Origin of the sequence: Paraburkholderia largidicola (assembly GCF_013426895.1) — a bacterium.
In the GTDB taxonomy this organism is placed as follows: Bacteria; Pseudomonadota; Gammaproteobacteria; order Burkholderiales; family Burkholderiaceae; genus Paraburkholderia; species Paraburkholderia largidicola.
The window spans coordinates 154,902-180,959 of sequence record NZ_AP023174.1; the positions used below are offsets into that span (position 1 = coordinate 154,902).

Here is a 26,058-nt window from a genome sequence, read left to right on the forward strand (position 1 = left end):
TCGTTGGAAACGACTGTATCGGAGCAGCGTTCTACGGCGGCTCTCCCCAAGCTAACGGCATTCAACTTAATGGGTTTAGGTTCAACCTGTAAGGTCATTAATTTGAGGAGGTTGATGTTCAGCCATTCTGGTCGAATGGGAGAACACATGGCGCAGATAGACGTCGAACAGGTGGCTGGCGTGATCAGCTGGACGATTGCGACGCACCGTAGTGAAAGCGGCCTGACACAGGAACAGGTCGCAGAATCGCTCGGTATTGGTAATGAGGCGGTATCGCGTATGGAGTGAGGCCTAGTGATGCCGACCGTTTCACGCTTTGTCGAACTCGCCGAAATTTTGGCTGCGAGGCAGCCGGCCTGCAAGCCGAGGGAAGTAGCCGCAGCAGCGATCAAGCGGAATACGTGGGGCGGCTTCTTGCAAAGCTTGGTGGCAGCGACCGTGCGATGGTTGTCGAGATCGAGAAGCGTTTGGCGGGACGACTCGCCAAACGCTGATTCCGTCAATATTCGTCGGGCAGCAGGATCGTCGTAGTCGACCGATCCCATTCGGTGATTACCCAGATTCGCGTTGCGTCCGGTAACCGGTAGCTCGACAGAAGGCGCAAGCCTGTGGTAACTGATAGGTCGTTCTGGCGTCTGTCGTCGTCGGGAATGTCGCCCCAGTTGCCGCACACGTGTTGCATGACGACGCTTATGACGGGAATGCCGTGCGAGTGCAGCGCAGTATGCGCTGCGGGAGTGACACACAGGCGACCGGGATAAAAGAGTGGTTTGAGCCTCGCGGGCTGATTCATGATGGAGTGTTCCAGAAATGGGACGAGCGCGAGCCTCCGAAGAATCCGGATGCAAGACGCGCGAAAACCGAAGGAATAAAAGACCGGGCGCACGATGCGCCCGTTTATGACGTGACCTCGGCGAGTTGGCGTCTCAGGGCGGATGCCTTCGCCTGAGAGCAGCGCAGATGACGGCGTATGTCCGCGACGGTCGGGCGAACGTGACCGGCCGCGACGTCGCGGGCAAGTTGCGTGATCTCGTCGTCGGTCGCGTTGGCGACGGGGGATGACGCAAGCTGAACGGCGTCCGCAGTCGTATCGCCAGGGAAGACGGGATCGTTACCGGGCGTCGCGGGTACATGACTCTTTGTGACGACAGCAAATGTGGGCGGCGTCGAGTCCGGAGTGGCGACTGGCACGGGAGACCGCCGGAGTGCAATGGTCCAGAGCAGGCACGCCACGCCTTCGAGCACGCCAGCGAACAGCAAGCCGGAAATCAGATCGACGAGCCCCGCAGTCGTGCCCCGTAAGGCAGCGAGGTAAGCGGCTCGCGAGGGCCGTTCGATGGAACTCGCGCGCGCGAGGGATGATAGTGATACTGGACCGAAGGGTAATGATCAGAGGGAGATCGGTGGAGGTGACAGGACGGGCAGTCTGTCTGCCACATTCCATGGCAGGAGTTCACCGATGCGATTGATCTTGTGATCGGCGATGTGGGTCAGGAGATATTCAAGGTAGCTGAGGGGGTTGATCCCATTGAGCTTGCATGACCCGATCAGGCCGTACATTGCCGCAGCCCTTTCCCCTCCACTGTCGGAGCCTGCGAAGAGGAAGTTCTTCCTCCCCAGGCTTACGCAGCGCAAGGCGTTTTCGGCCAGCGCGTTGCTTATTTCGACGCGACCGTCGTCACAGTACAGAACGAGCGCGTCCCATTGATTGAGTGAATAGTTGATCGCTTTGGTCAGTTCCGACTTTGCTGACAGTGTCGCGCGCTTGTGTGTCATCCATGCATTGATGGCCGCTAACACCGGTATGCTCTTGTGCTGTCGTACCTGCCGCCTCTCGCCTGGCGGTGCGCCGCGAATATGGGCCTCGATTCCGTAAAGTTCGCCAATCAGCTCGAGCACATGCCTTGTCGCTTCGGTGGGTGTACGCACATGAACATCGTACAGATATCGCCTGGCGTGATCCCAACATGCCGCTTCACGGATCCTGCCGCCTTCATACAGCTCGTTGAAGCCCCCGTATGCGTCGGCCTGCAGGATGCCCTCAAATCCGGCGAGATGGCTCTGCGGGTGAATGCCTTTGCGGTCGGGCGAGTATGCAAACCAGACCGCCGCCGGCTCCGTTGATCCCGAGCGACTGTCATCGCGAACATAGACCCACAGTCGGCCCGTGCGGGTCTTCCTGTTGCCGGGCGCCAGCACAGGAATTGGCGTGTCGTCCGCATGCAGCTTGAAACTCGCCATCACGTAGCGACGCAGCGCCTCGGTCAGCGGACGACAGAGCTCCTCGCACTGACCGACCCAGCGCCCCATGCTGGCGCGATCGAGCGTGACGCCGTCACGCGCAGCAATCTCCGATAGCCGGTACAGCGGTTGATGATCTGCAAACTTCGAAACGAGGATATCTGCCAGTAGGCTCGGATGCGCAATGCTGCGCTCGATCGGTAGCACCGGCATTGGCGGCTGGGAGAAGTGATGACAGCAGGGGCAGACTGCCTTGCGCCGGATTGTGCGAATCACCTTGAACGCGGCGGCGACACGGGCGAGTTGCTCAGACACGTCTTCGCCAAGTGGTTGCATGGCGTTGCCGCAGTTCGGGCAGTTCGAACCAGTGTCAAGCACGTGCTCTTCGCGCAGCAGATGCGGCGGCAACGCCTCCTTCGGGGCCGTCGTACCGACTGGCGCGCTCGTACCCGACGCGCGGGCACGGCGAACATCGGCGGCACCACGCCCACCCGTCAGATCCTCCAGTTTGGTTTCGAGCCGCTCGATCTGGCGGTCCAATTGCTCGGATTTGCGGCCGAACTGCATCCGCCTGAGCTTGTCGATCTGAGCCTTAAGCTGCTCGATCTCGATATCACGTTCGGCAAGCTGGGCGCGGGCCTCGATCAGCAAGGCTTTGAGCGCATCGACGTCATCCGGCAGTGGGACATCATCGGTCATGCGCCGGAGTTTACGCGTGCGCCAGGCCGTTTACAACACCGATAGCGCCGCCGTTCGACGCGGCTGACGCCAGTCGATGCCTTCGAGCAACATCGACAGTTGTGCATGGGTCAGATGGACCTTGCCACCGTCAGCCTGCGGCCAGATAAAACGCCCTCGTTCGAGCCGCTTCGCAAGGAGCCAAAGCCCGTCCTCTGTGGCCCACAAGATCTTGATCAGGTCGCCGCGCCGCCCGCGAAAAATGAAGACGTTGCCGCCCAGCGGATTCTCCTCGAGCGCGGTCTGCACCTTCGCCGCCAGCCCCTGAAAACCGGCGCGCATGTCGGTGACGCCGGCAGCGATCCAGATGCGAGTGCCAGCCGGCAGGCCGATCATCGGGTAAGCTCCCGAATCAGCAGGCGCAGCATATCCGGTGACACGTTGCCGCGAACTCTCAGGCGCGCACGGTCGAACTCGATCTCACAAAGATCCTCTGGAGACCGTACTGTCGTGACTGCCGTCGGTGGCGTATGGCTGGCTGCTTCAGCGACGACATCCACAGACAACAGCGAAGGTGCCTGCTGTGTCGGTTTCGGCGCCGCGCCCTCCGGGAGCGTTGGCAAACCATACTCTCCTGCCAGATAGAGCCGCCGCCATTTGAACAGCAGGTTCGCGTTGATATCGTTGCTGCGCGCGATCAACGCTACCGACGCACCCGGCTCGAACGATTGTTCGACGAGTTGCCGCTTGAATTCGGTCGGAAAGTTCGGCCGTTTATATGCGCTGCCTGCGGAGCGCTCATCCCACGTCTTGTCCACTTTGGTTCCCACCATAAATTTGGTGGATACCAAACTATCCAAAACCTCAATCGCTATGCCAGAACGGCCCTCGTGAGCCGCTTACGCAGCGAGTCGCGACGTGACCGGATCAGCACGACGCGAGTCCTCCATGCCAGTCGCACGGTCGCGCTGGGCCTCGATGCGCCGGACGTCACTGGCTTCGGCGTCTAGCGCATCGAGGCTTGCCTGGCGCGTCATGCGCCGGCCATTTCGGGTTGCGCAGGCTCGCCGACAGTTCAGCTGGTTGACCGACGCCAGTTCGCGCGTAACCATTGCGCGCTCCGTCATGACGACCGCAAGGCTGCGTTCCGGCGCGGGCGGCATGTCGCCGGCAACGGTAGCTGCCCGCCTATCTCCGGCATGCTGTTGCGCGAGCAAGAAAAAGGTCACATGGCCGTAGCATGCGGTAACCAGACACGCTACCCATATCAGGGAACCTATGCTGCGGATGGAGATCGACGCCTCGCGCGCCAGCGCGGGCAACAGGTGCGCACCCACGACCAGTACGATGCCTGTCGCCACCCAGACGAATCGCTCAGTCAGCCAGCCGCCCCGCTGCCACCCGGCGAGGACCGACATGCAGATAGCGGTGCCGCTCGCGAAGACCGCCAGTAGCAACGCGCCTTGCCGGAGCGTCATGCCGTCGCTCCGCCCAGCAGCACGGTGCGCCGATCCAGCCGCTCTTTCAGGCTGGGCCTTACTGCCGGGACTTCACCGCCCGCATCGGCGGTCGTGACTGGACCGTCGCTGTGACCGGAGTCGGACGGATAGAACTCGTCGACGACTTCCGCCCCATCCTCGATGCTGTCCTCAAAGGCACCGTTACTGAAACCGGCATGCGCGGCGGTATCGAGTGCCCGCTGATCGAATCCGGCAGCCTGTCGCCGGGCATCGAGTTCGCGCGCCTGCATGATGGCATCTTCGAGCGTGCTGCCGGAACGCACTGCCAGATCCACGTAGTAGATCGCCGACCGGTAGCTCTGCGTGGTGGACTTGCCGCGCAGCTTCAGTTCCAGCGGCAGACAGGCGAGGAGGTTGCCCGATACTGCGCCAAAGTAATGCAGGCGTGCGGCTAGCGTGCGAATCGAGTTGTACGAGGTCGTACGGAAGATGAACGAACCGAGTTCGTCTTCGTCGCCAATGGCAACGTTCAGCCGCCCATACGGCTTGCAGTTTCCGGCGCGACCGAACGCGCAGCCGTCCGGCGACGGGCAGGGCAGCTCCTCGATTCCGGTATCGCCAACCCGCCTGCACGACTCGCCGTTGCCGACGCACACGGGGCGGCCGGTGTCGCGGTCGAACAGCGAATACTCGGCGCGCAGGTTGAGATGGGGATCGTTGAACAGGAACCGGACCGGAATCGCGCGCAGCTTGCCGGTGCTGACCTTGCGCAGCGACTCGTTCAGCGGATGCAGCATCCAGCCGTCGCGGTTCTGGACCTGTGTGGTGATCGTGAACTGGTCGTCCTTCTCCGGCAGACGCTTGCCGTTTTTCTCGACGACACGGCCGATCGAGATACGACCGATTACGGGAGGCGTGATGGCCAGACCCTTGAGCATGGCAATTCTCCTGTATGTAAATAGAGGGAGGGGGAAAAAAGAGCGAGTCAGGCAGACACGAGAAACCGGCGCGAGCCGGGCTTCGTGACGCCGTACTGCACCGTGAATTCCGGGTGATCGGCCAGTAACCGCTTGAGGTCGACGCCGCAACCATCGCGGCTACGACGAAAGGAAACGGAGCCGGTCTCAAAGATCGCCCGGTCGGCTTCACCCATCGCATGCTGGATGGCTTGCTTGAGCTTCGCTTCGGCAGCCTGACGCCTCTCGATGTCGGCGCGTACGACGAGGAGGTCGGCGAAAACCGACGACAGGTGACGGTCATCCGTGAAATCCACCGTGCCGCCGCTGCCGGGATACAGGCACCTGAGCGCACGATCGGCTGACTCCGATCCGTCAGCGGGCGGCGGCGTGTCTGTTTCGACATGACGCCAGAATGCGGCTTCCAGTGGAATGAGTCGTGCGATCAGTTCGTCGTCTCGCTCGATGCGGTGCACTTCGAGCTTTTGTCCGCAAACTAAAACTGCGACATCTGCCCCTTGCTTCCCTGTGACAGCCAACTGATGCTGGACTTGGATCTGTACATATTCCGGCACCCCGTCACGCCAGAGTCGCGCGCCGAACTCGCCCGCCGTCTTGCATTCGAGGATCTGCACGTCGGGCGTCGCGACCACCTCGCGGTCGATGTTGGCGAGCATGAACGGGAGTGTCGGATGCTGGAGCACGGCATTCACGCGCCGCACGCGGTTGCCCGTCTGCTTCGTGTACGACGCGGCCACGATGGGTTCGAGCAGCGTGCCCCAGTAGACAGGTTCCGTCGTGTCTTCGGGATCAGGGCGAGCCAGGTTTGCATCACGCCCAGTCTTGATGAGCCACAACTCAAGTGCGCTCATGTATGGATTGAGGCCCACGGCAGCGGCAGCGTCTGAGCCGCCGATCCCGGATTTCCTGACCTCAAGCCAGTCCTCGCGTGGCATGCCTTTCGTTTCAACGAGGCGCAATGCTGGACTGCACTTCCCGTGTACGGCGGCTCGGCTTAGAGACATGATTAACTCCAGATGTGAAAACGCCCGGCGGGGAAATTCCCGGCCGGGCGCCTATGCTGTGTTGGTGAAAGTCTCATGGGACGAGCTTCATCGCTTCGTCCCATGCCTTCTGCTTGAGCGTGGCTCCTGCGCCGAACCACGCGGCATCGCGCCGGTGGTCGTCGCTGCGCGCACGGCGTTGATGATCGACAAACTCGGTGATGCTGTTGAGCAGCCCCCAGGCGGTGTCGCTTGCTGAGGCCATTTCAGCGCCTTTGCCCTGGCCGCCAAACAGTGCCTGGACGGCCTTGACAGCACTGTCGTTGGTAGTCGAAACGGGCCGGTCGGATGTGCTGCCTGCGTTGTAGGTCAACACACGCCGGAAATAGGCTTCGGCGGTTTCGTCGCTCACCTTGCGTTCAGACAGGGCTTTCATGCGTGCCATAAAGCCATCCCAGTTCGATATTGCAATACCCAATTGGCGTTTGACGGCCTGCGCATCGAACTGGCTTCGGTGCGGTACTTTGACAGCGCCAGTGCCGTCGCCCAGCGCGATCGCGAGCGTGTTGTTGCACACGACACGCACCGACGTGAACTGCGCGGTTGTCGCGAGCGTGCCGTCGCAGGCGGTGGCGAGCAACAGGTAGCCGTTTACACGGTCGCATCCCTTGAGCGTGGCGCTCTGACCGGTCTTCGCGAGCGCCCACAGTTTCTTGCCGTCCTTCAGCACACCTGCTGTTTCAAGCTCGAACCCGCCAACTTCTGTGAGGTCCCGGTAGAACTCAAGGATCTCGGCGGGCTGTACGACCTGATAGCGGCTGGAGACGACAGATAGCGGTGCTTTCGTGTCGGAGCGGTAGAGCACTTTCTGCTCGGGGAATGCGTGGATCGAGCCGAGGCCCGTGCTGCCGGCGACAAAGCGCACTTCGGATTCTTCAATCTTCCAGTTCATGCCGGCCTGTTGTGCCCAGACTTCGAGCGGCTGGTTATGGGCGAGCTGGTTACCGAGGCCGTGCCACGGGGTGTCATTGACATAGGCCATCGTTTGAACGAGATGCATGGTGGTGCTCCTGATAGAGAAAGTGAGAAGCAGACAGCAAAAATACCTACATCCCCGAAGGGCTGTAGGCATGGCGTCGAATAGCGGACTAGGGAAAACGAAACGAACCGGCGAGCTAGGACGTTTGCTGCTTGCCGAAGGTATGGCCGCATGCCGTGCACTCGAAGTTGTCGAGCACGTGCGTGTCGATTTGCTCGCCTACGGCGGAACCAGCGGCACAACCCGCTGCGCCCCCGAACAGCGCGCCCATGAGCGCACCAGCAAGGCCGCCGAAGATTGAGCCGACGGGGCCGGCGACCATGCCAAGAGCTGCGCCAGCTTCGGCACCGCCTAATGCGGCAGCAGCGCTACCGGCGGCACCGGCAGCTGCACCCACGGCGCTACCAGCTTTGCGAGCATAGTTACGAGTTTTGATGTTTGTGGAGTTGCAGCGGGGGCATTCAAGCGATGTACGCGCAGGCGCGAGAGTACTGGAAGACATTTGGCGACCAAGAGAAAATTGAAGACCGTGAATGGATACCTATTAGTTGAGTGGGACCGTTAGTCCATCTCACTGTAGTGATATAGGTCTCAAAATTTCTGGAATCGATTCTTTGCGTACAAAAGCACGACTGGCGCATCGTACCCAGCCTCGGCCCATGCAGATTGCGCTAGGCAAAAGGCGCGCAATGCGATGGAATAACTTGTGCTATCGGTCGACACTATGCCATCGTGAACTGCTGACTCTCAAAGAATCGATAGACTCCCTTGCCGGCCCTCTTGGCGGAATAAAGCGCACGGTCGGCACACTCAAGAAGTTGATCCGCGTTAGTCCCGTCATGTGGGAAAAGAGCAATGCCAACGCTGGCGCCGATATGCACGGTTGTACCATCAGCGAGCGCGAACGACACTTGGAGCTGCTGGACGATGTGCTCGGCAACGGTGGCAGCGTCATGCGCATGCGCGACCTGTTCCAGAACGATGACGAACTCATCTCCCCCGAGGCGGGCCAGCGTGTCCGTGTGCCTTAGGCGTGCGTTGAGCCGCGTCGTGACGGCCTGCAGGAGTTCGTCTCCGGCCTTGTGGCCGAACGTGTCATTAACCTGCTTGAAGCCGTCGAGATCGACGAACAAGATTGCGCCGGGGACATTCTTTCGAAAGCGGTCGAGCATGTGCTCCAGCCGCGACATCAGCAGCAGGCGGTTAGGTAGCCCAGTGAGTGGGTCGTGGTGCGCAAGCCGAACCATTTCACGTCGCATGTCCCATATACGCGAGTCGTCGATAAGCGTCCAGATGAGGGCGACCGTTTTCTCGTGTTCATCGCGAATAGCATTGATGCGCAGTGAATAGCGATGCACGTGGCTGTGGACCAGCTGGCTAGGCATTTCACCTTGCCAGAAGCCCGTGGACCCGATGGACTTGCGGATTGCCCGATAGAGCGTCCGGCCGGAACATCCGGCCCAAAGGCGGAGCAGGTTTTTGTCTTGGATTTCATCGGAACGGAATCCAGTTATACGCGTGAGTGACGTGTTGGATTCGATCACGTATCCCCGGGCATCGGTGATCACCATGCCGTCCGGACAATGGTCGAAGATCATTGCGCGCAGCCCGAGTCGCTGTACTGTCGTAATCGGAGCAAGAGGTTTCCCGCGTTCCAAATTGCCTCCCTGAGTCCACGAGTTTTTCCTGATCGTGCAGGTTAGAAGGCCGGTGAGACAAATCGTGTCTTGTTCTGACCAGCAACTTCTGACGGTAGTGCTGGCAGATGGGTAACGAAGGCCGCCATAGTCGTGGTGAAGCCATGGGCTAAAGAGCGCCGGAAATATGTCGTTAAGAGGTTATTGAAAAGTTCTCCCCGGTCCATTCCCCGACATGCTAGATCGAGAAATCATGCAGGTCTTGCCCGATGCTGCTAGGGGCGAGGAGCCAATTTCCACTCCCGACGTACATCGCAAGCTCAGTGTCATGCTGCTCGACCCGCCGGTTGTGAAGACCGTGCAGCGACGGCTCGAAGAGATGCTCAAAGATTCGCTTGTCTTCATGGAGCAGCGCGGGAGGGCCAAGTATTGGCGCAAGGTTGCGGGAGCAAGCGGCCTTGCCGCAAAGGCGGCCGGGGCAATGACGCACGGCGAGGCACTGGCCCTGCAGACATTGCGTCGCTTCTCAACGTGGCGGATTCCGGCGTTGGTGGCCGAAACGCTTTCGCCGTTGTTCGATGTTGCTGGCAAGCGTCTGGCGACGGTCAATAGCGAGCATGAGCGACGCTACCGTAAATGGATCGACAAGATCGAGGTCGAAACCGGCAGCTTCGCGCTGCGATACCCCGACGTCGATCCCGATATCTTCGCAACGGTTTCGCATGCGCTCTTTAACGAGCAGAAACTGGAGATCGTCTACCGGTCGCGCTCGAAGATCGACAATGCTGAAGCGAAAGTCATCTACCCGCTCGGGTTGGTGGAGGTCGGCGGGTTGGTTTATCTCGTGGCAGCGATGCCACGCCATCCCAATCCGGCGATGTACCGGCTTGACCGTCTCGCACGCGCGACCATGCTACCCGAGTCGTTTGCCTACCCGCGCGGGTTCAGGCTCTCGCAGTACGTGCGGGAGCAGCGCCAGTTCGATTTCATGGTCGAGGGTGAGATTGACCTGAGGCTGCGTTTCAGGAACGGGGCAGGGAACCATTTGCTCGAAGCGCCGTTGTCCGGCGATCAGCAGGTCATACAGGGCGACAGCACGCTTGAGGTGCGCGGAACGGTGCTGTTGAGCCAGAGACTGCGGTGGTGGTTGAGGGCGTTCGGGCCAAACGTCGAGGTGCTGGGGCCAGAAAGCCTGCGCTCGGAGCTGGCGGCGGAGGCCCGGGCAATGACTGCGATTTACGAAGGGTAGGGAGCTTTGAGCTGTGTCTGTTGAAGGTGCTCGGACATGGTTTGACTGAAGGGGCGGTTATCTTGAGAGGGCGGCATGTTGATGCCGTTCTATTGCACCGCCTGCCAGGAGAAATCATGTGCTCGAATTGTAATTCCTCCCCCCTGCAACATTTGGCCGCATTTGCGATTGTGTTTGTGGCCGCTGTGGTGGGGACGGCGGCAGTTGGAGCGTATGCCGATCGGGTCAAGTCTGATGCGCAGCAGGGATAACTCGACCTGTATGGGATGGCGGGTTTGAAACAACCCGTCACGTTTGACGAATAAGCAGCCGGAAACGATATGCCAGTACGTCCAGCGCCCTTTACGTTGAAATGCACTCGATGTGGGTGGAAACATACATTTGCCCCGCATAGCGATGTCCTGATCCCCGGTCAGGACATGAAATCACTTTGCCCGCGCTGTGGCGCGCGGGAATTACGGCGGAGTGAAGCGACGCTGTTCGACCAGTTGTCGGGCAAGCTGAAGGACGTCATCTCGCGATAGGGCGAGCGGACTCCGATGGCTTCGCTCCCTTTTCATCAGCAATCATCTTGTCACCCAACATGCATCCTGAACAGGATTTCGATCGGCTGTACACGGACATATCTGCAAGCATCGCTGGTGCCATCGCCGATATCGCCGAACTCAATGTCGAGCACGAACAAGGCAAGCAGGAAATCGGCAACATGCTGCAACGGTTGCGCACGATTCAATCGCGCTTCGATCGGCAACTCGCCGATCTCCAGCAATTTGCGGAGTGGGACAAATTCACGCTCGCCTTCTTCGGCGAGACGAATGCAGGTAAAAGCACCATCATCGAGTCGTTGCGCATTCTCTTCAAGGAAGAATCGCGCGAGCAACTGCTGCGCGAACAAGCCTACGACGTCGAACGTTTCGAACAGGCGCTTAAGAACCACGTCGAGCAGGTCCGGCAAGGCATGAACCGCGTTTGCAGCGACTATGCGGCGGAAATTGCCGACATCAGGCAAAGCGCAGCAGCGCTCGCGGGCGTGGTGAAAGCGGAATCGTCGGCGCGTGTGCGCCGCAAGGTCTGGCTGGGTGTGCTTGGCGGCGTCGTGGCGGGTTGCACGCTCGCGGTGCCGCTCACGCTTGTGCTGCGAGGCCTGCTATGAGCACGGTGAGTGTAGAAACCGAGGCGCTCTACGAAGGCGCGACCCGCATCGCGACCTCGGCCGCGCCTGCGCCCGTGAAGGCTACGCGCGCGCCACTATCCCGCGTTCGGGCTGCCACCGAGGCAGTAGACGGTCTGGTCAATGCGTCGCTCCCAGCGCTCCATGAGGCGGTGATCGCGCTAGAAGAGCGCCGGCTGGCGGCGCCGCGCGTGGATGGCCGGATCATCGGCACCGGCGAGGCGGACTTCACCAAGGGCAATACCGTCTATCAGCTGAATCATAAGGGCAAGACCTTCCAATTGCTCGACGTGCCCGGCATCGAAGGCGACGAGAACCGCTACGCGAAGATGGTAGAGGAAGCTGTCGCGAAGGCGCACCTGGTCGTCTATGTCAACGGCACCAACAAGAAGCCCGAGAAAGCCACCGCCGAGAAGATCCGCTCGTATCTGCGCTGGGGCACGCGGGTCTATCCGCTCGTGAACGTGCGCGGAAATGCCGACTCCTACGAGTTCGATAGTGATCGTGAGTCGCTGGAATCGCATGGCGGCGTGCTCGCCGCGCTTAAGCAGACCGTCGGCGTGCTTGATACCGTGCTGCCAGAGGGCGTGCTATTGCCCGGCAACTGTGTGCAAGGGCTGATCGGCTTTGCTTCGCTCGCGGTGAACAGCATCAGCGGCAAGACGAACATCCACCCATCGCGGGACAAGGATCTCGTCATCCAGCAACGCAATTATCGCAAGTATTTCGCGTCCTACAAGGCGATGTTCGAGTTCAGCCAGCTTGGTGTTATCGCGAAACTGGTTGACGCGAAACTGCCCACTTTCCGCGAAGACATTATCGAAAGCAACAAGGTGAAAGTGCGCCAATTGTTGGCCGCGAACATCGCGGATCTGCAAACCGCGCTCGCGGATCATCAGCGCTTCGTGAACGATGTGTCGGGCAGTTTCAAGGACTGCCGTAATCTAGTCGAGACATCGTTGATCACATTCGAGCGCCTACTAGCCAACGGAATCTCCAACCGCTGGTCGGACTTCTTCAACGCGCTCAGCGAACGTGCCGACACGATCGTCGCAAAAAATTTCGGCGAGAACGAGGTCATCGGATCGGAGCTCAGGCGCGCGTCCTCGGCTCTTCAGATTAAGGTGGGCGAGGATATCCAGACGCATCTTCAAACTTTGCTCGAAGAGCTTCAGGAGCGTGCACGCGACGCCATGCAGCGATTGATTGTCGACGTTCAGCGCATGCAGTTCCTGCAAGGCATGAAGCTCGACGCTGGCGACCGCGCTGCGGCATTCCGGATCGAGCAGTTGGACATGAGCCTGAGCCTCAAGGAGTGGGGCGGCATTGCGTTGAATATCGCTTCCTATGCAGTCACGGGCGCAACCATCGGTTCGGCATTTCCAGTGATCGGTACCTTGATCGGTGGGATTGCGGGCGCCGCCATCGGCGCGCTTATGAGTGTGGTCGGGTTCTTTACTAGCAAGGAAAAGCGCATCCGCAAGGCCCAGGCGCAGGTGCAGAACAAGATCGACGATCTGCGTAGCGAGGTCATGCGTAAGCTTCCCGGCGAAGTCGCGAAAATCGCCGGCTCGATTCGCAAGGAAATGGCGGATTCTGTGCTTGCGCAGATCGATGCACTGCATGCAAAACTCGTGCGCCCGCTCGCCGTCATCGAACAGCAGATTGCCGCGATGTCAAACATCAAAACTCAACTTGAACACATGCCCTATGGAACAATTCAAGCAATTCAGCGTTGATAAGGACGCTGCTGTCGGCAAGCTGAACCAGTTGCGCGAACTCCTCGCAGAGCTTGGTGAACTGGGACTGGACGTGCATCAGGATCTGGACAAGATCGGTTCCGCATTGGCATCGATCGAAAGCGACGTGTTGCGTATTGCGCTGCTCGGCGCGTTTTCAGATGGCAAGACGAGTGTCGTCGCCGCATGGCTCGGGCGCATCATGAGCGACATGAAGATCGACATGGACGAATCTTCCGACCGGCTCGCCGTGTACAAACCTGAGGGGCTGCCCGGAGAATGCGAAATCGTCGATACGCCGGGACTCTTCGGCGACAAGGAGAAGACGCTCAACGGCCAGACGGTGATGTATGAGGATTTGACGCGCCGCTATATTTCAGAGGCGCACCTGATTCTCTACGTGGTCGACGCCACGAATCCGCTCAAAGAAAGCCATGGCGAGATCGCGAAATGGGTCTTGCGTGACCTCAACAAGCTCACTTCCACGGTCTTCGTCATCAACAAAATGGACGAGGTGACGGACCTGACCGAACACGCGCTCTATACGGAACAGGCCGCGATCAAGCGGGACAATCTCAAGTTGAAGCTGCAACGTGTGGCGGGCCTTTCGCCGGACGAGTCGGCGCAGCTCAATATCGTGTGCGTGGCCGCGAATCCGAATGGCCGCGGTCTCGAATTCTGGTTCGGCAAGCCGGAGCACTACGAAAGCCGCTCGCGCATCAATGATCTCAAAGCGACAACGGGCCGGATCCTCAAGGACAACGTGCCCGGGATACTGATCGCGAAAACGGGCTTCGACGTCGTGCGCGACGTCGTTGCGCAGAAGCTTGCCGCTGCTCAGATGCAACTCGACGAACTCGCGATCTATGCGAAGCAGAATCAGGAGGAGTCGGAGCGTATCAAGAGCGATATCAACCGCGGCCGCACCGATGTCAATCGGCTCGGTGGCGAGCTTGGGAAGGAATTGCAGGCGATGGAAAAGCAGTTGCTCAACAAGTTGCGCCCCTTGTCGCTCGACGACATTCGCGGCTATCTCGAAGACGAGATTGGCTATGCGCAAGACGGCATTGGCTACAAGCTGCATCTCAATATCAAGACGGCGGTCGATCACTTTTTCGAACAGTCTTCAGCCGTCACGAACCGTATTTCAGTTGAGATCAGTCGCCAGCTCGACAAGAGCGAGAGTTTCGTTGAAGCAATGAGCGAGGGCATGCTCCAATCGGCAAGCGGCGTGCTCAAGGGCATTTCGAAGGTCAATCCGAGTGTCATCAAAGGCACGATTTTCTCTGCACGCGACCTGCTGGGCCAGTTCACGGGCATCGCCATCAAGTTCAAGCCATGGCAGGCCACGAAGTTTGCCGGCGCCATCGCGACCTGGGCCGGTCCTGCGGGCGGTGCCATTTCGTTGGGCGTCGATGTGTACAAGATGTACAAGAGCCACGAGTTGGAGGCCGAGTTGAGGCAGGTCAAGGACGAAATTGGCGACGTCATTAAGAGCGCCTTCAAGGATATCTACGACCTCCTCGCCGACAACGAAAAAATGCTCGACTTCTTCGCGCCGCAACTGCGCGAGTTCCAGCGCATCGTTGCGACCATGAGTGATAGTGCCAGAGCCATTCAGGAGAGTCACGGGAAGTTTGGCCAGATCGAGCGGCGACTGAAGATGCTCGCCTGAAGGTAGGCGTGAGGGTTTGTGCTGCTCTGTCCATGAGCATTGCCAGAAGCAGAGCGCCGGTGATGGCGGTCGCACTGAGCGCCGCCTGTGCTTCCCGGGCGATCACAGGGTTTCCTCGATGGTTTCTTCGAATGTGCCGTTACTGAACCCGGCACTTGCCACGGCATCGAGCGCTGCCTGATCGAATCCCATCTCCTCGCGCCAGGCATCAATCTCCCGTGCCTGCTTCAAGGTCTCGTGAAACGGTGTCAGCTGCGTCGGATTCGCCTTGCGCCTGTACTTCGGCCCGTCCTGCACCTCGGTATTTAGGTATTTCTGAATAGTGTTGCACGACACGCTAGCGGGGCTTGAAGTCTAGCGTACGGGATAGCCTGAACGGCTTTGACAGGCCCGGGCAGCAAATGCGACAGGACCAGGAGCGGCGAAAGGGATTTGCCAGAATATCCCTGAGAATATGCTGGTCGGCATTAATTAACGTCTGAGATTCCCGGAGCCGATACAATGCAGGTGACCAGTAACGAGCGGAACGAAGTCCTGTTCAAAGAGCGTTCGATTTAAAACGCCGTACCCAACGATCAATGGCACATCACCGCTTTCAGTCGCTATCCAGCACTGCGCGGCATTAACGGCGTTTCCGATGAAGGTACTTCTACGAAAATCACATCGCGAGACCGAATCTAGTTCGACAAGTGATTCAATGTCGTCGCTGAACGCGAGGGAAACGTTAAATGGATGGACTGTCATTGTTGTGACGGATTCGCAAACGTAGCGATTAAACCCCCTGTTTAGCCAGCGAGTCTGCCCTGTGACGAAGCTCTGAACGACCGCTCCCGGCATCTTCGATCGTCCGTTACGGGCCGGCTCGTGCCTTTCACATGACTGTGGCGGTCAACGGTCGATCGAGATATACGTCGAACAGAGTTCGGCCATGAGGGGGCGCTTGCTGTCGCAGGGGAAGGTCGCACAAGCGTCCGCTTCACGCTGATAACAGCCGTCTGGATGATTGAATTATCGCCAGTAGCAATGGGAATCTCCGGTTCCCCGCCAAGCTAGGCTACGCTTTTTGGCGGAGATAGGGCGAAGTGGCTCTTCTCAGGGGAATTGATCCGAAACGGGACAGGCGATCCATTGACGTGAATTCAAACCTACGGCGCCAAGGCCATTATTGAGTTGTCGCGTATTGCACCCTCTAACGCGAGACCTCGATTACGTTGCGAAAACCCATGAAATTTCTGCGCACCCTGATCATCCTCGCCCTAACTACTCCTTTTTTTGCCGCGTGCGCTTCCTCGGATGATCGGTTCTCAAACGAGCAGATATTCGCATTCGGTCCGACTTATTCTGAATGTCAAAGTCTGCCGGACGGCCTGCCTTTCAATATCTGGGGTGATCGTCTGCCCCACAATATTCAGCAAACCGTCAGCCCGGATGAAAGCATGTTGACTGTTCAGGGGACCGAGTATGAAGGGGAGCGGTATTTGGACGTGACGGTGTACCGGTTCTTCGTGAATAGCCATCAGTGTAAGGTTTTTGCGGCTGCATACAACGGCGAGCGGCGGCGGATCATGGCTGCGGCGACCGCAAAGGCGAAAGAAGCGGCCAAAGTCTCCGTCGAAAAAAATCATCGCTGGTTCTCGCAGAACATCAATCACGATCATTGCATCCCAAGCCAAACACCGGCCTACTACATCCGCGAAATTCAAGACGATGGACGGCGGGCTGATACTGCCGACACATCAGGCCCTGACGGCCTGATAAAGGTCGAGGTTTCGTATCGGGAGGATAATGGGGACACTATGGTGTACACGCTGTATAGAAGTGAATCTGCATGCACAGCTTCGTTGCCGAGGAATCAGGCAATACCGAGCCGCTACGAGTAACCCAAGACCTGAGGTCGTCGTCTCGACTGTAATCGGGGGGGGCGGCCGTGACGAAAACTACGCACGTCGATATACATTCGTAGTACGGGGGAGAGCATGTTTTATCTGAGTGTACGGGTTGGGGCGGACGATAATTGTTGAAACGGAGCCGTTTGCCAAGGCCCAATTGCAAACTCGTTTTCTCCTGATCTCATAAGGTCCAACCGAAACGACCTGCGCGAGGCCCAATTCAGAAGAACGTTGTTCTCGAATATTGCAGCCGATGGCAGCCGCTATGAAACGAAAAGTAGTCGGCTGTTTGCATCGAAATATGACAGGATGACACGCCCCTCCCGGCATGTCGTTGCGGGCAACCTTCTTCCCGCGATACTGCCGGAAGCAAGCGGTCACGGCCATGTTGGTGCTTTCGTCCAATATTCCTAAAGATGGCGGATCGGCGTTCGCTGCCCGCCATCTATCAAGAGGATTCGCGTCAATTCTGAAATCGAAATCTGGGGCCCTCTGCAATTCGACCGGCCATTCGTTCTCGTGCACTTCGATACTGAGCATCTTGATATTCCCGCAGGTGCTCAGTGCAATAAACCGTTAAGTTGTCGAAGATAACGCGCCCTCCATTCGACACTGGCACTCGAGGAGCCACATGTAATTCACCATCGGAGGCACTCGCCTCACAATTTGGGGCGCCACATAGCCCACCGTGGCGCTGTAGGACCGCGTACCTCAGGGCGGCACTCGGCTCATTGCCTGGGCGTTCATCAAAAAATGGACACAGCATCAACCAATGTAAAGAGCTCGACTTACCCAGATTGCATTTACTGCAGAGCAGTTGATTGTTCGATAATCCATCAACTCCGCCCAATGACACCGGAGTAATATGGTCGACGTGTGGCTCAGCAAGCGCATTTAGAAGCACTCCACATATCGCACATCGCCCTCCCTGTTTTTCCTCGAGTTTGACCTTCTCCGCTGCAGTCAATCTACGTTGACGCGCCGTCGAACTTGCAAGTCGGAGATGTTCTTCGCTGGGCGATTGCCCGATCATCATCCTGATGAAGTCCTCTCTTTCCGAATCCTTTAATCGAGAGTTGGGGAGTGAACCCCAAACTGCTCTCAGTGCGCTTATGGCAGCATATTGGGCCGCCAACTCTTCCGAGCAGCACGGAAAGTGGGGCTTCAAACCCCGCAATTGCCCGATAGCTTGTGCGAGATGTGAAACAAGTTCCGTCATAGCACGCTCATGCGATCTTTTCTTTCGGCTTCTTCTCGAGGACGACGGACTCTCTAACAAGAAAGTTGGTTAAACCCTGGATATCTTGGTTGGTGTTCTGACGGGTTTGAATTTCCTTAATGTAGTTTTGCTTTTGAGTAGCCGTCCCATTGAGCGCTTCGGCGGTCCAAAGAACTCTAGTGGCCAGTCGCAACAGGCTATTTTTCATCTCCGGCCAGATTTCCGGTCGGCTCAAGTCATGCTCATGCAGCGCTGCCTGCACTTTTAGAAGGTCGACCACGACACCGGCGATCGCTCGCAACCCTGCTCCGTGCATGAGGCGCGAATCCTTAGGCGACTTTCCCCAAGCCGTAGGCCATACGTCTTTCACTATCGTAAAGGCATCAGACACGCAGCGTGCAAGATTCGACGCACTGCCTTCAAAGTCGAGACTGGAATTTTCGAAAGCAGAGACAACTGAAAATAGGGTATTGTAGGCAATCGGGAATCCGCGTCCTTCTACGCCTGGATGTTTCACCAATTGGTAGAAAGGAGAATGCTTATCCTCAATGGCTAGTGTCTTTACCGCTTGCGCAATTTGCCGCTCCTGCTTCACATAACCCGGCGCGTCTGGCAAGGTACCCAAGAGAGCACGCGAAAAATCGGTGGAAATCTTAACGGTGTTGTTTGCAACGCGGAATGTCTCCTTTGCCTGCTCCGGAGACGAAGCGCTCGCATTGACGCTCAGCTGAAATGAGGGCGTTTCATCCACATCAACCAAGGACAGTGCGGCTGTGCGCTGTTGCCCGTCCACAAGCAGGGCACACTTTTCTTCGTCAAATGCTGCGCTTCTGTACGGGATATCGAGTTCAATAGGAACGACTTCTTGCACAATTCGACTTGGATTACCAGGGAATGTAGTGGTCGACCATTCTCCGAGGGTTCTGCATATTACCCACGACTCCGGTGACGACTCTCCGACTTCATTAGCCCAGGCGAATATCTCATCGTTGAATGCAAGTATCACTGAATTAGGTACCTGCACTCCCGACTTCATCCCTGCACTTATATCCTTCACGTGCTTGACGATTTCATCCCGTTGCTGCCCTGTACCTGCCACAGCATCCAATCGGTCCACAGCAGCGAACGCTCTAATTAACCTGCCATCGATGGTAAAATTAAGCCTGACCGAATTGTCCGATAGACGGGAAGCAGTACCCAGAATTTTTAAACGCTGTAGGGGAATATTTTTATTGCGAAAAAGGGCTATGCCATCTTTGTCAAGCGCTCTTTGAGTCGAAGTAGATTTCTCCAAAATATCTTCAGAGCAACATTCGCCGAGCGCAACAGAAATTTCGGGCTCATCCGCGTTCACTTGAAGCAAAAGCTGAACCTCTTTTGCGGAAATTAGAGGATCATCCAATTGCAGAAAAAGTTGAACCACTTTCTCTTTTAGGGAAAGGTTCATATCGGCGCCGATGACAGCAGCCAAGGCGATTTCGGATTGCGAGAATCTAGCTTTTATCGATTCTTGAAGTTGTAGTGCCGCCATGTGGATCTCCTGAGTTCAAACCCCATTTAGGATGGTAAGTGGATGACTCGGGAAACTCAAGCGATCCCACGCTATTGCCGTGCGAAGAAATAGGTAGATCCGGTGCCAAATGGTCGTGCAGGTCGGTGCCCAGCAAGGCTGAGAATGAGGTGTTCAGGTAAAGAACGGGTGGGACTGAGTGCCGCAAGAATAGCGCGCAAGCGATCACCATAATCAACCGGATTGCATTGCCCTGACTTCGCGAGAAGCGGCGCAACTGCGTAGACGATGAGCGCTTGGCGGCGGCGCGTGCCCTGCTGGAGTTTGCGGGCGTTATAGTCCCGCGAGATTGGGTTTTGCAGGGACGCACGGGGCGCAGAAGTAGAGCGCTCGCTTGAGGATCTTGTTGCCCCGCTTGGATGGATGTTTGACACGGATGGAGGAGACCGAGCGCTGCTTTACCGGTGCGAGGCCCGCGTTGGCGTCGAGATGCGGGAGATGACACGAAGGCTTTACGAGCAACTTCAGTAGGGACCTTGGTGGTGGTTTTGGCGTCGACTCCCGGCATGCAGGTCAGGACTGGTCAAAGGGAAGGTTAAATGTACTAGACGTTCTATTTCGTCTGAGACTTCGTCCCGTTATTTGCACAAGGGCACGAGTTGCTAGGCGAGACTCGGCATGATGATCCTGCGGCCGGTGTCACGGGTACAGTCACTGCGTGTTCGCTGAGCGCACGAGCGATTTCGACAGCAAGACTTTTCATCGTCCGTGGACACGTTTGGTCAGGCGGTTGGGAGGCGCTTTCTCGCTGGCCGCCGCAAGTCGACGGGCAACGGGTATGGCTCCAGCGGGTCGAGCAAATCTGGATGGCCGAAGCGCGAGCACATAACGCGCTCGGTGCACGATGAATCCCGGTAAGCTTGCCTCGAATGCGATTGCTGGTCTGTGTGATCTGTGCGATAGATCAATTTCGAAACCGCGCGGTGTGATGAGGTCGACCAACTGTTCGTCGGCTTAGTCGAAGCGAGCGCAGCGTATGCGCGGTCCATCCCGCGGCTTCATCAATGATGGTGGCACCGCTCTCGGCTTTTCCTGCATGCTGGTCGGTGACGTGGGACATAGCCGGATCCGGCAACGATCTTTTCCATTTTCATAAATCGTCCAGCCCGAAGAATATTTGTAATCGGAAGCAGGGTGTTTGGCGGACTGAGTTGGTCGGAGTCGTCGACAATCCACATGATCCATTTGATGACTCATCCGAAAGTCCCTTTCCGTGCGTTCTTCGTGGCACATCGTTGCGCCGGAGCTACACATTCTCTTCATCACCCCCCTGTATCTCACTGAAAAGATGGAAATTTCTCTCAATAAGTGCGAAACTATCGACGAATTCAGTGTGTAGTATTGATGGTGATTTTTTCGACTGTGAGTGCAGTTATGACACGTCAAGCGATTGTTGTTACCAACTGCACCAACAGAAAGCGCCACAGCGGCATCAGCGTCGAACTGGCCTCGCTAGAAGCAGGCGGTACACTCCAATCTGTTGCTGCGCGTTGGGTCAAAGCCGTTCGGCAAGCGAAGCCGTCGGGTCACGCTCGGGACGTTTACATGGGGCGTGCGTTTGTTGAGGCGCAGCGAGTGGCCGACGCACTGCAGGGTACGTTACACATCGTCTCCGCAGGACTTGGCATTGTTGGTGCCGCGGATCGGATACCCTCGTACGACCTTACCGTCTCCGATGGTGCGAATTCGTTAAAGCCGTTGCTCGCCCGGTTGGGGTTAAACGCAAGCGATTGGTGGGAGGCACTAACGGCAGAGCTGGGGGGGCAGCACTCCATTTCGACCCTGCTTCACCGACATCCTGACGCTCTAGCGCTCTTTGCATTGCCTGGAAGTTACGTGTCACTGGTCGCTGAGGATCTGGCTTCCCTTACTAAGGCACAGGTCAATAGAATCCGCATCATCACATCGGATCATGGCCGGACGCTCGTGCCCGATAACGTTCGACAAGTTGCTTTGCCATATGACGAGCGCTTGGAGGGTTCGCCCTACGCGGGCACGCGAACGGATTTTGCGCAGAGGGCAATGCGCCACTTCGTGGAGATGTTGGACGGACATCGACTCTCCGCTGACGAAGCACTTGCGTCTGTGACTAATGCGATGCGCAATTTGACGAAGCCGGTGGTGCCTGCGCGGGAGAAGAAAACCGATGCAGAAATTCTGGCGCTTATGCGCAAGAACTGGCATCGGTCTAACGGAGCATCCTCGCGACTCCTGCGATACCTTCGTGATGAGGCGTTAGTCGCTTGTGAGCAGGGGCGTTTCCGCAGTCTTTGGTGCGATCTCCGGCAAGAATTCGACATAAAGGGGTGAGGTCGATATGGCTAGAAACGAGATCGTGGTGCGAGCACTGCGCACGATTCAGGGCGAAAATCTAGATGTGTACGCCTTTTTTATTCAAGGCTCCGACATCGTGCGCGTCGCAGACATCTCGCGAGTAGAGCGGGACGGTGACGACGTACTGAAAGGGTTTCAGCGGCCGGAAATTCGCACACACGTAAAAGGCATCGTCGACTATCTGAATCAGGACAACGTGTTGTTTCCCAACGCGATCATCTTGGCGATGTCGCCAGCGGTTCACTTCGCGGCATCGCGCGGCACCAAACCTACCGGCGATCATGGCGTGGCGCAATCCGGAACGTTGACAATTCCTGTTTACGACGAGGGGCAACGGGTCGCTTGGATCGTTGATGGACAGCAACGTTCACTCGCGCTGGCGCAAGCGGAGCAAAAGCGCATTCCGGTTCCCGTTGTCGGATTCGTGTCAGACAGCCTGGAAGTTCAGCGCGAACAATTCATCCTCGTTAACAAGGCGCGTCCCTTGCCGACGCGTTTGATCAACGAACTGCTACCTGAAACACGTAGCATTCTTTTGCCGCGAGAACTGAGCGCGCGGAAGGTACCATCGGAGATCTGCAGTCTGCTTAATCGTGATCCGGAGTCGCCGTTTCACAAGCTTATCAAGCGCATCTCGGAGAAAAGTAGCAATGTCAGCGTGATTACGGATACCGCGATCATTACCATGATACGCAATAGCATGAACAATCCGCTTGGTGCGTTGGCACCCTACAAGGGGTTGGGACGCGAAGGCGTAGATGTCGGCGGAATGTATAAGATCCTCATCACATACTGGTCATCTGTACGCGATGTCTTTCCTGATGCTTGGGGAGTTGACCCGAAACGCAGCAGGCTTATGCACTCAGCGGGTATCGAAGCCATGGGCGTATTGATGGATAGAATCTACGCCCGCTTGGCTGGACAGAGCGAAGACTATAAGACAGTCCGCAAAGAACTTGAGAAAGTCGCGCCCGCTTGCCGCTGGACCAATGGAACTTGGGAGGCGCTCGGCGTGTCGTGGAATGAGATCCAGAGCGTCCCGCGCGATATTAGAAGACTCCAAGACACACTGGTGCAGATTTATACCAGTTCGATGAAACAATGAAATTCCTTTACTCCGACACTCAGGATTACGTCGATCCCGAGTACGACTTTATTAACGACCGCAACGCGCCCGGCCGTCGCCGCTACTGGGACGACATGTACGCGCACGAGTTGATGACTCCAGCCCCTTACGATGGCCTTCTTGTATCGATGAGCGCGGTTCGCCAAGCGGCTGGCGTTCCAAAATCCAAGGTTCGTTATTCGACTGCTGAGGAGCAACGCATGTTGCGCGATGGCGTGCGTAAGTTCCTTCGCTATGGTGGGGCGCCATTCAAGGATGCAATGGTGATGGGCGACTGTGGCGCGTTTGCGTACGCTGACAACCAGACTCCTGCGTACCCTCCAAATGAAGTAGTCGAGTTCTATCTCGACGCAGGCTTTACACATGGGGTTTCCCCCGACCACATCATCTTTGATTGCCTGACCGATAATCCGCCCGCCAGCGACATTGACGGGAGCATCGTCGAGCGGTATGAAATCACGCTTGCCAACGCGCAGGAGTTCATCAAACTCACAGCGTCGGAAGGGCATGCGTTCGAACCGCTTGGTGCTGTTCAAGGGTGGTCGCCCCGAAGCATGGCTGCGGCGGCGGTGGAGTTGGAGAAGATGGGATACCGCTACCTCGGCATCGGAGGTCTCGTTCCGCTTAAGGTCGATGTTATCAAACAGGTGCTGCATGCCTTACGAAGCGCGATCAAGCCAGAAACGAAGATTCATCTTCTCGGGTTCGCCAAGGCAGACACAATTCACGAGTTTACAAACTTCGGGATCACCAGTTTCGATTCGACTTCGCCTCTCATTCGTGCGTTCAAGGACGCAAAAGCTAATTACTACATCGACTCGCCGAAAGGCGGCTTGGATTACTACGCCGCCATTCGCATTCCGCAGGCCATTGAAAACGCTCGACTGATGCAAGGCATCAAGCGTGGCGTTCTCAGTTCAGAGGACTTGCAGCGTCGAGAGGAAAAGGCGCTCACCACGCTGCGTCGGTTTGACAGAGGTGGAGTTAAGGTGAAGGAAGCGCTCGACGCGGTGATGGACTATCAACAATTCCTCACACTCGCGGACAGTGTCTCACCCGAGGCTCACTACAAAGATCTGATGAAGATGCGAGCGTTGATTCAACGCACGCTGGAAGACGCGCCTTGGAAGCGTTGCAACTGTTCCATTTGCAACAAGGCTGGCGTCGAGGTCATTATTTTCCGTTCGAGCAATCGAAACAAGCGCCGTGGGTTTCACAATCTGGGCGTTTATCACAAGCACGTACAACGTACCCTGGAGAAGCACCGGTGAGCGTCCATCGATTCAAGGCCATTCGCGCGTCGCAAGCCGCGGAACATGATGTATTCACTTTTGCAGCCACGCCCGAGCAGATATTGGCGTTCTCGGAAATCGAGCGCGTCGGACGTGAGGAGAGTGGAGAATTGCGCGGCTTCCAGAGACACCAAATAGCCTCGCACATTAAGGAGATCCGCGATTATCTGCGACGCGAAGATGCACTTCTGCCAAACGCGCTGATTGTCGCGTTCATCGGTGGCGTCAAGGTCAAGGACAGGAGCGATGGCGTGGTGGACATCGAGATTAAAGCGACCGACAGCAAACCGGGCTTCGTGGTGGACGGCCAGCAGCGCCTGAGCGCGCTAGCGGGCATCACGAAGCCGGGGTTTCAGGTCTTCGTGTCTGCGCTCATCTGCAAGGACTACAATGAACTGCGTCAGCAGTTCGTGTTGATCAACAATACGCGGCCTTTACCCAAGACGCTGATCTACGAACTGCTACCAAACGTGGAAGGTCTACCTGAACGATTCACCGCTCGCAAATTTGCTGCACGCATCGTCGACCGACTGAATTTTTCGCGTAACTCGGCGCTTCGTGGAGAGATACGTCAGCACACCAATCCCAAGGGGGTGCTGAGCGATACGGCCATGCAGAAAGTCGTTATGAACTCGGCGTCGGACGGCGCCATTCGCGAGTTCATCAAAGATGGCGACTTCGAGAACCGCGCGTACGATTTCGTGAATGCGTTCTTTGGGGCAGTTACCGAGGTATTCGGCAGCGAATGGATTGGCATGAGTCCGAAGACATCGCGTTTGCGACACGGAGCCGGGCTAGTGGCGATGGGCTTCGTGATGGAGTTTCTTTACTCCAGTGAAGGAGCAACCACGCAGACAGAGTTCGAACATGGTCTTGAGCTGCTAAAGGAATACACAGCGTGGACTAGCGGCCAGTGGCGCCTCGCGCCAAACGATGAACGTCCCTGGAACGGCATTCAGAACACTCCAAGCGATATTGACTTGCTTACCAACTATCTCGTCCGGTCGATGAAGCGAGCGCTTCGTCAACACCGTCTGGTTGCGAACTCTTAGTCATTTGAGGTTGATCATGAAAACGCGCGCCATCGTTCTCTTCTCAGGTGGGCAAGACTCCACAACGTGCCTGGCATGGGCGCTCGAGCGATATGAGTACGTTGAGACGGTGGGGTTTGACTACGGGCAACGGCACGCCGTCGAACTGGAGTGCCGCGTGAACGTGCTGCGCAGGCTCCGTGAGGACTTTCCCGCTTGGGGTGCGAAACTTGGCGATGATCACATGCTTGATCTCTCGATCCTCGGCCAGATCAGTGATACCGCGCTGACTCAGGGCAAGGCGATCGAAATGCAAGCGAGCGGTCTGCCGAACACGTTCGTACCGGGACGCAATCTGCTGTTTTTCACGCTGGCAGGCGCTCTCGCTTATCGCCGTGGTGTGCAGTTGCTGGTAGGCGGCATGTGCGAGACAGACTACTCAGGCTACCCGGATTGCCGTGACAGCACGCTGAAAGCCTTGCAGGTCGCAATCGCGTTGGGAATGGATCAGCCGCTGGTGATTGAAACGCCGCTTATGTGGATCGATAAGGCCGATACCTGGCGCATGGCGGATACCCTCGGAGGCGCTGCGTTCGTAGACCTGATCCGCACCGAAACGCACACGTGCTACGTCGGAGATCGAAACGAGCAGCATGATTGGGGCTATGGTTGCGGCGAATGTCCGGCGTGCGAACTGCGGCAGAAAGGCTTCGAGTCGTTTCGGGAAGTAGCTGTATGACGCGCGGTG

The 26,058-nt window shown here is 57.4% G+C and carries 26 protein-coding genes and 1 pseudogene; 12 read left to right on the forward strand and 15 right to left on the reverse strand.

What is annotated here, in order from left to right:
• Positions 1-3: 3 nt before the first annotated feature.
• Positions 4-288: a helix-turn-helix domain-containing protein gene (locus tag PPGU16_RS43180; RefSeq protein WP_345961156.1), complete on the forward strand. Its 285-nt coding sequence runs from the start codon at positions 4-6 to the stop codon at positions 286-288.
• Between the two features lie 211 nt (positions 289-499).
• Here the strand turns inward: PPGU16_RS43180 and PPGU16_RS00690 are convergent, their stop codons facing one another.
• The 9 genes from PPGU16_RS00690 to PPGU16_RS00730 all read right to left on the reverse strand — a co-directional run bounded on the left by PPGU16_RS00690 (position 500) and on the right by PPGU16_RS00730 (position 7,399).
• Complete coding sequence (locus tag PPGU16_RS00690; RefSeq protein WP_180721261.1) at positions 500-793, reverse strand: hypothetical protein; 294 nt, start codon at positions 791-793, stop codon at positions 500-502.
• A gap of 104 nt (positions 794-897) precedes the next feature.
• Positions 898-1,191 carry a hypothetical protein gene (locus tag PPGU16_RS00695; protein ID WP_180721262.1) on the reverse strand — a complete coding sequence of 98 codons (294 nt, stop codon included), beginning with the start codon at positions 1,189-1,191 and terminating at the stop codon, positions 898-900.
• Positions 1,192-1,389: 198 nt separating this feature from the next.
• Positions 1,390-2,940 carry an IS66 family transposase gene (gene tnpC / locus PPGU16_RS00700; RefSeq protein WP_180720034.1) on the reverse strand — a complete coding sequence of 517 codons (1,551 nt, stop codon included), beginning with the start codon at positions 2,938-2,940 and terminating at the stop codon, positions 1,390-1,392.
• Between the two features lie 30 nt (positions 2,941-2,970).
• Positions 2,971-3,315, reverse strand: a complete 345-nt coding sequence (gene tnpB, locus PPGU16_RS00705) for an IS66 family insertion sequence element accessory protein TnpB (RefSeq protein WP_180720033.1) — start codon at positions 3,313-3,315, stop codon at positions 2,971-2,973.
• Positions 3,312-3,779: an IS66-like element accessory protein TnpA gene (tnpA, locus tag PPGU16_RS00710; protein ID WP_243460538.1), complete on the reverse strand. Its 468-nt coding sequence runs from the start codon at positions 3,777-3,779 to the stop codon at positions 3,312-3,314. The genes tnpB and tnpA overlap by 4 nt, the downstream gene beginning before the upstream one ends.
• 39 nt (positions 3,780-3,818) lie before the next feature.
• Positions 3,819-4,397, reverse strand: a complete 579-nt coding sequence (locus tag PPGU16_RS00715; RefSeq protein WP_180721263.1) for a hypothetical protein — start codon at positions 4,395-4,397, stop codon at positions 3,819-3,821.
• Entirely contained in the window at positions 4,394-5,317 is a 924-nt protein-coding gene (locus PPGU16_RS00720) for a recombination directionality factor (RefSeq protein WP_180721264.1), read from the reverse strand. The genes PPGU16_RS00715 and PPGU16_RS00720 overlap by 4 nt, the downstream gene beginning before the upstream one ends.
• Before the next feature lie 47 nt (positions 5,318-5,364).
• Complete coding sequence (locus PPGU16_RS00725) at positions 5,365-6,360, reverse strand: YqaJ viral recombinase family nuclease (RefSeq protein WP_180721265.1); 996 nt, start codon at positions 6,358-6,360, stop codon at positions 5,365-5,367.
• Between the two features lie 73 nt (positions 6,361-6,433).
• Positions 6,434-7,399, reverse strand: a complete 966-nt coding sequence (locus PPGU16_RS00730; protein WP_180721266.1) for a DUF932 domain-containing protein — start codon at positions 7,397-7,399, stop codon at positions 6,434-6,436.
• Here PPGU16_RS00730 and PPGU16_RS00735 point away from each other — a divergent pair.
• On the forward strand, positions 7,398-7,679 hold the full coding sequence (locus PPGU16_RS00735; protein WP_180721267.1) for a hypothetical protein: 282 nt from the start codon (positions 7,398-7,400) through the stop codon (positions 7,677-7,679). The genes PPGU16_RS00730 and PPGU16_RS00735 overlap by 2 nt on opposite strands.
• Positions 7,680-8,100: 421 nt before the next feature.
• Here PPGU16_RS00735 and PPGU16_RS00740 read toward each other — a convergent pair whose 3' ends face one another.
• Positions 8,101-8,976, reverse strand: a complete 876-nt coding sequence (locus PPGU16_RS00740; RefSeq protein WP_180721268.1) for a diguanylate cyclase domain-containing protein — start codon at positions 8,974-8,976, stop codon at positions 8,101-8,103.
• Positions 8,977-9,268: 292 nt separating this feature from the next.
• On the opposite strand from PPGU16_RS00740, the gene PPGU16_RS00745 reads away from it, so the two are divergent.
• The 4 genes from PPGU16_RS00745 to PPGU16_RS00760 all read left to right on the forward strand — a co-directional run bounded on the left by PPGU16_RS00745 (position 9,269) and on the right by PPGU16_RS00760 (position 14,849).
• Positions 9,269-10,264, forward strand: coding sequence for a helix-turn-helix transcriptional regulator (locus PPGU16_RS00745; protein ID WP_243460558.1), 996 nt, complete (start codon positions 9,269-9,271; stop codon positions 10,262-10,264).
• Between the two features lie 571 nt (positions 10,265-10,835).
• Positions 10,836-11,417, forward strand: coding sequence for a hypothetical protein (locus PPGU16_RS00750; protein WP_180721270.1), 582 nt, complete (start codon positions 10,836-10,838; stop codon positions 11,415-11,417).
• Complete coding sequence (locus PPGU16_RS00755) at positions 11,414-13,174, forward strand: hypothetical protein (RefSeq protein ID WP_197986836.1); 1,761 nt, start codon at positions 11,414-11,416, stop codon at positions 13,172-13,174. Before PPGU16_RS00750 ends, PPGU16_RS00755 begins: the two co-directional genes overlap by 4 nt.
• Positions 13,146-14,849, forward strand: a complete 1,704-nt coding sequence (locus tag PPGU16_RS00760; protein ID WP_180721271.1) for a LeoA/HP0731 family dynamin-like GTPase — start codon at positions 13,146-13,148, stop codon at positions 14,847-14,849. The genes PPGU16_RS00755 and PPGU16_RS00760 overlap by 29 nt, the downstream gene beginning before the upstream one ends.
• 102 nt (positions 14,850-14,951) lie before the next feature.
• On the opposite strand, the gene PPGU16_RS00765 is transcribed toward PPGU16_RS00760, so the two are convergent.
• Positions 14,952-15,185 carry a hypothetical protein gene (locus tag PPGU16_RS00765; RefSeq protein WP_180721272.1) on the reverse strand — a complete coding sequence of 78 codons (234 nt, stop codon included), beginning with the start codon at positions 15,183-15,185 and terminating at the stop codon, positions 14,952-14,954.
• A gap of 887 nt (positions 15,186-16,072) precedes the next feature.
• On the opposite strand from PPGU16_RS00765, the gene PPGU16_RS00770 reads away from it, so the two are divergent.
• Positions 16,073-16,729, forward strand: coding sequence for a hypothetical protein (locus PPGU16_RS00770; RefSeq protein WP_180721273.1), 657 nt, complete (start codon positions 16,073-16,075; stop codon positions 16,727-16,729).
• Positions 16,730-16,786: 57 nt separating this feature from the next.
• Here PPGU16_RS00770 and PPGU16_RS00775 read toward each other — a convergent pair whose 3' ends face one another.
• The 4 genes and pseudogenes from PPGU16_RS00775 to PPGU16_RS43345 form a co-directional block, all read right to left on the reverse strand.
• Positions 16,787-17,278, reverse strand: a complete 492-nt coding sequence (locus PPGU16_RS00775) for a hypothetical protein (protein WP_180719569.1) — start codon at positions 17,276-17,278, stop codon at positions 16,787-16,789.
• Positions 17,202-17,957: an HNH endonuclease gene (locus PPGU16_RS43265; RefSeq protein ID WP_180721274.1), complete on the reverse strand. Its 756-nt coding sequence runs from the start codon at positions 17,955-17,957 to the stop codon at positions 17,202-17,204. The genes PPGU16_RS00775 and PPGU16_RS43265 overlap by 77 nt, the downstream gene beginning before the upstream one ends.
• 7 nt (positions 17,958-17,964) lie before the next feature.
• Positions 17,965-19,488 (reverse strand): DGQHR domain-containing protein, encoded by a 1,524-nt coding sequence (locus PPGU16_RS00785; protein WP_180721275.1) that lies wholly within the window; start codon positions 19,486-19,488, stop codon positions 17,965-17,967.
• A 257-nt stretch (positions 19,489-19,745) separates the two neighbouring features.
• A pseudogene (locus PPGU16_RS43345) lies at positions 19,746-20,602 on the reverse strand (transposase); the annotation flags it as partial.
• Positions 20,603-20,901: 299 nt separating this feature from the next.
• On the opposite strand from PPGU16_RS43345, the gene PPGU16_RS00795 reads away from it, so the two are divergent.
• The 5 genes from PPGU16_RS00795 to queC are packed head-to-tail and all read left to right on the forward strand — an operon-like array spanning position 20,902 to position 26,049.
• Positions 20,902-21,837: a hypothetical protein gene (locus PPGU16_RS00795; RefSeq protein ID WP_180721277.1), complete on the forward strand. Its 936-nt coding sequence runs from the start codon at positions 20,902-20,904 to the stop codon at positions 21,835-21,837.
• 7 nt (positions 21,838-21,844) lie between these two features.
• Positions 21,845-22,966 (forward strand): DGQHR domain-containing protein DpdB, encoded by a 1,122-nt coding sequence (dbpB, locus tag PPGU16_RS00800; protein WP_180721278.1) that lies wholly within the window; start codon positions 21,845-21,847, stop codon positions 22,964-22,966.
• Positions 22,963-24,258 carry a tRNA-guanine transglycosylase DpdA gene (dpdA, locus tag PPGU16_RS00805; RefSeq protein ID WP_180721279.1) on the forward strand — a complete coding sequence of 432 codons (1,296 nt, stop codon included), beginning with the start codon at positions 22,963-22,965 and terminating at the stop codon, positions 24,256-24,258. Before dbpB (PPGU16_RS00800) ends, dpdA begins: the two co-directional genes overlap by 4 nt.
• Entirely contained in the window at positions 24,255-25,331 is a 1,077-nt protein-coding gene (gene dbpB / locus PPGU16_RS00810; RefSeq protein WP_180721280.1) for a DGQHR domain-containing protein DpdB, read from the forward strand. Before dpdA ends, dbpB (PPGU16_RS00810) begins: the two co-directional genes overlap by 4 nt.
• Positions 25,332-25,347: 16 nt before the next feature.
• Positions 25,348-26,049, forward strand: coding sequence for a 7-cyano-7-deazaguanine synthase QueC (gene queC, locus PPGU16_RS00815; protein ID WP_180721281.1), 702 nt, complete (start codon positions 25,348-25,350; stop codon positions 26,047-26,049).
• Positions 26,050-26,058 lie beyond the last annotated feature (9 nt).

Coding starts and splice junctions, on each gene's coding strand:
- PPGU16_RS00760 (WP_180721271.1), top strand. CDS start 13,146: ATGGAACAATTCAAGCAATTCAGCGTTGATAAGGACGCTGCTGTCGGC.
- PPGU16_RS00745 (WP_243460558.1), top strand. CDS start 9,269: ATGCAGGTCTTGCCCGATGCTGCTAGGGGCGAGGAGCCAATTTCCACT.
- PPGU16_RS00740 (WP_180721268.1), bottom strand. CDS start 8,976: ATGATCTTCGACCATTGTCCGGACGGCATGGTGATCACCGATGCCCGG.
- tnpB (WP_180720033.1), bottom strand. CDS start 3,315: ATGATCGGCCTGCCGGCTGGCACTCGCATCTGGATCGCTGCCGGCGTC.
- PPGU16_RS43265 (WP_180721274.1), bottom strand. CDS start 17,957: ATGACGGAACTTGTTTCACATCTCGCACAAGCTATCGGGCAATTGCGG.
- PPGU16_RS00715 (WP_180721263.1), bottom strand. CDS start 4,397: ATGACGCTCCGGCAAGGCGCGTTGCTACTGGCGGTCTTCGCGAGCGGC.
- PPGU16_RS00785 (WP_180721275.1), bottom strand. CDS start 19,488: ATGGCGGCACTACAACTTCAAGAATCGATAAAAGCTAGATTCTCGCAA.
- dpdA (WP_180721279.1), top strand. CDS start 22,963: ATGAAATTCCTTTACTCCGACACTCAGGATTACGTCGATCCCGAGTAC.
- dbpB (WP_180721278.1), top strand. CDS start 21,845: ATGGCTAGAAACGAGATCGTGGTGCGAGCACTGCGCACGATTCAGGGC.
- PPGU16_RS00735 (WP_180721267.1), top strand. CDS start 7,398: ATGGTGGTGCTCCTGATAGAGAAAGTGAGAAGCAGACAGCAAAAATAC.
- PPGU16_RS00720 (WP_180721264.1), bottom strand. CDS start 5,317: ATGCTCAAGGGTCTGGCCATCACGCCTCCCGTAATCGGTCGTATCTCG.
- PPGU16_RS00730 (WP_180721266.1), bottom strand. CDS start 7,399: ATGCATCTCGTTCAAACGATGGCCTATGTCAATGACACCCCGTGGCAC.
- queC (WP_180721281.1), top strand. CDS start 25,348: ATGAAAACGCGCGCCATCGTTCTCTTCTCAGGTGGGCAAGACTCCACA.
- PPGU16_RS00725 (WP_180721265.1), bottom strand. CDS start 6,360: ATGTCTCTAAGCCGAGCCGCCGTACACGGGAAGTGCAGTCCAGCATTG.
- PPGU16_RS00775 (WP_180719569.1), bottom strand. CDS start 17,278: ATGCTCAGTATCGAAGTGCACGAGAACGAATGGCCGGTCGAATTGCAG.
- PPGU16_RS00690 (WP_180721261.1), bottom strand. CDS start 793: ATGAATCAGCCCGCGAGGCTCAAACCACTCTTTTATCCCGGTCGCCTG.
- tnpC (WP_180720034.1), bottom strand. CDS start 2,940: ATGACCGATGATGTCCCACTGCCGGATGACGTCGATGCGCTCAAAGCC.
- PPGU16_RS00770 (WP_180721273.1), top strand. CDS start 16,073: ATGAAATTTCTGCGCACCCTGATCATCCTCGCCCTAACTACTCCTTTT.
- PPGU16_RS00795 (WP_180721277.1), top strand. CDS start 20,902: ATGACACGTCAAGCGATTGTTGTTACCAACTGCACCAACAGAAAGCGC.
- PPGU16_RS00755 (WP_197986836.1), top strand. CDS start 11,414: ATGAGCACGGTGAGTGTAGAAACCGAGGCGCTCTACGAAGGCGCGACC.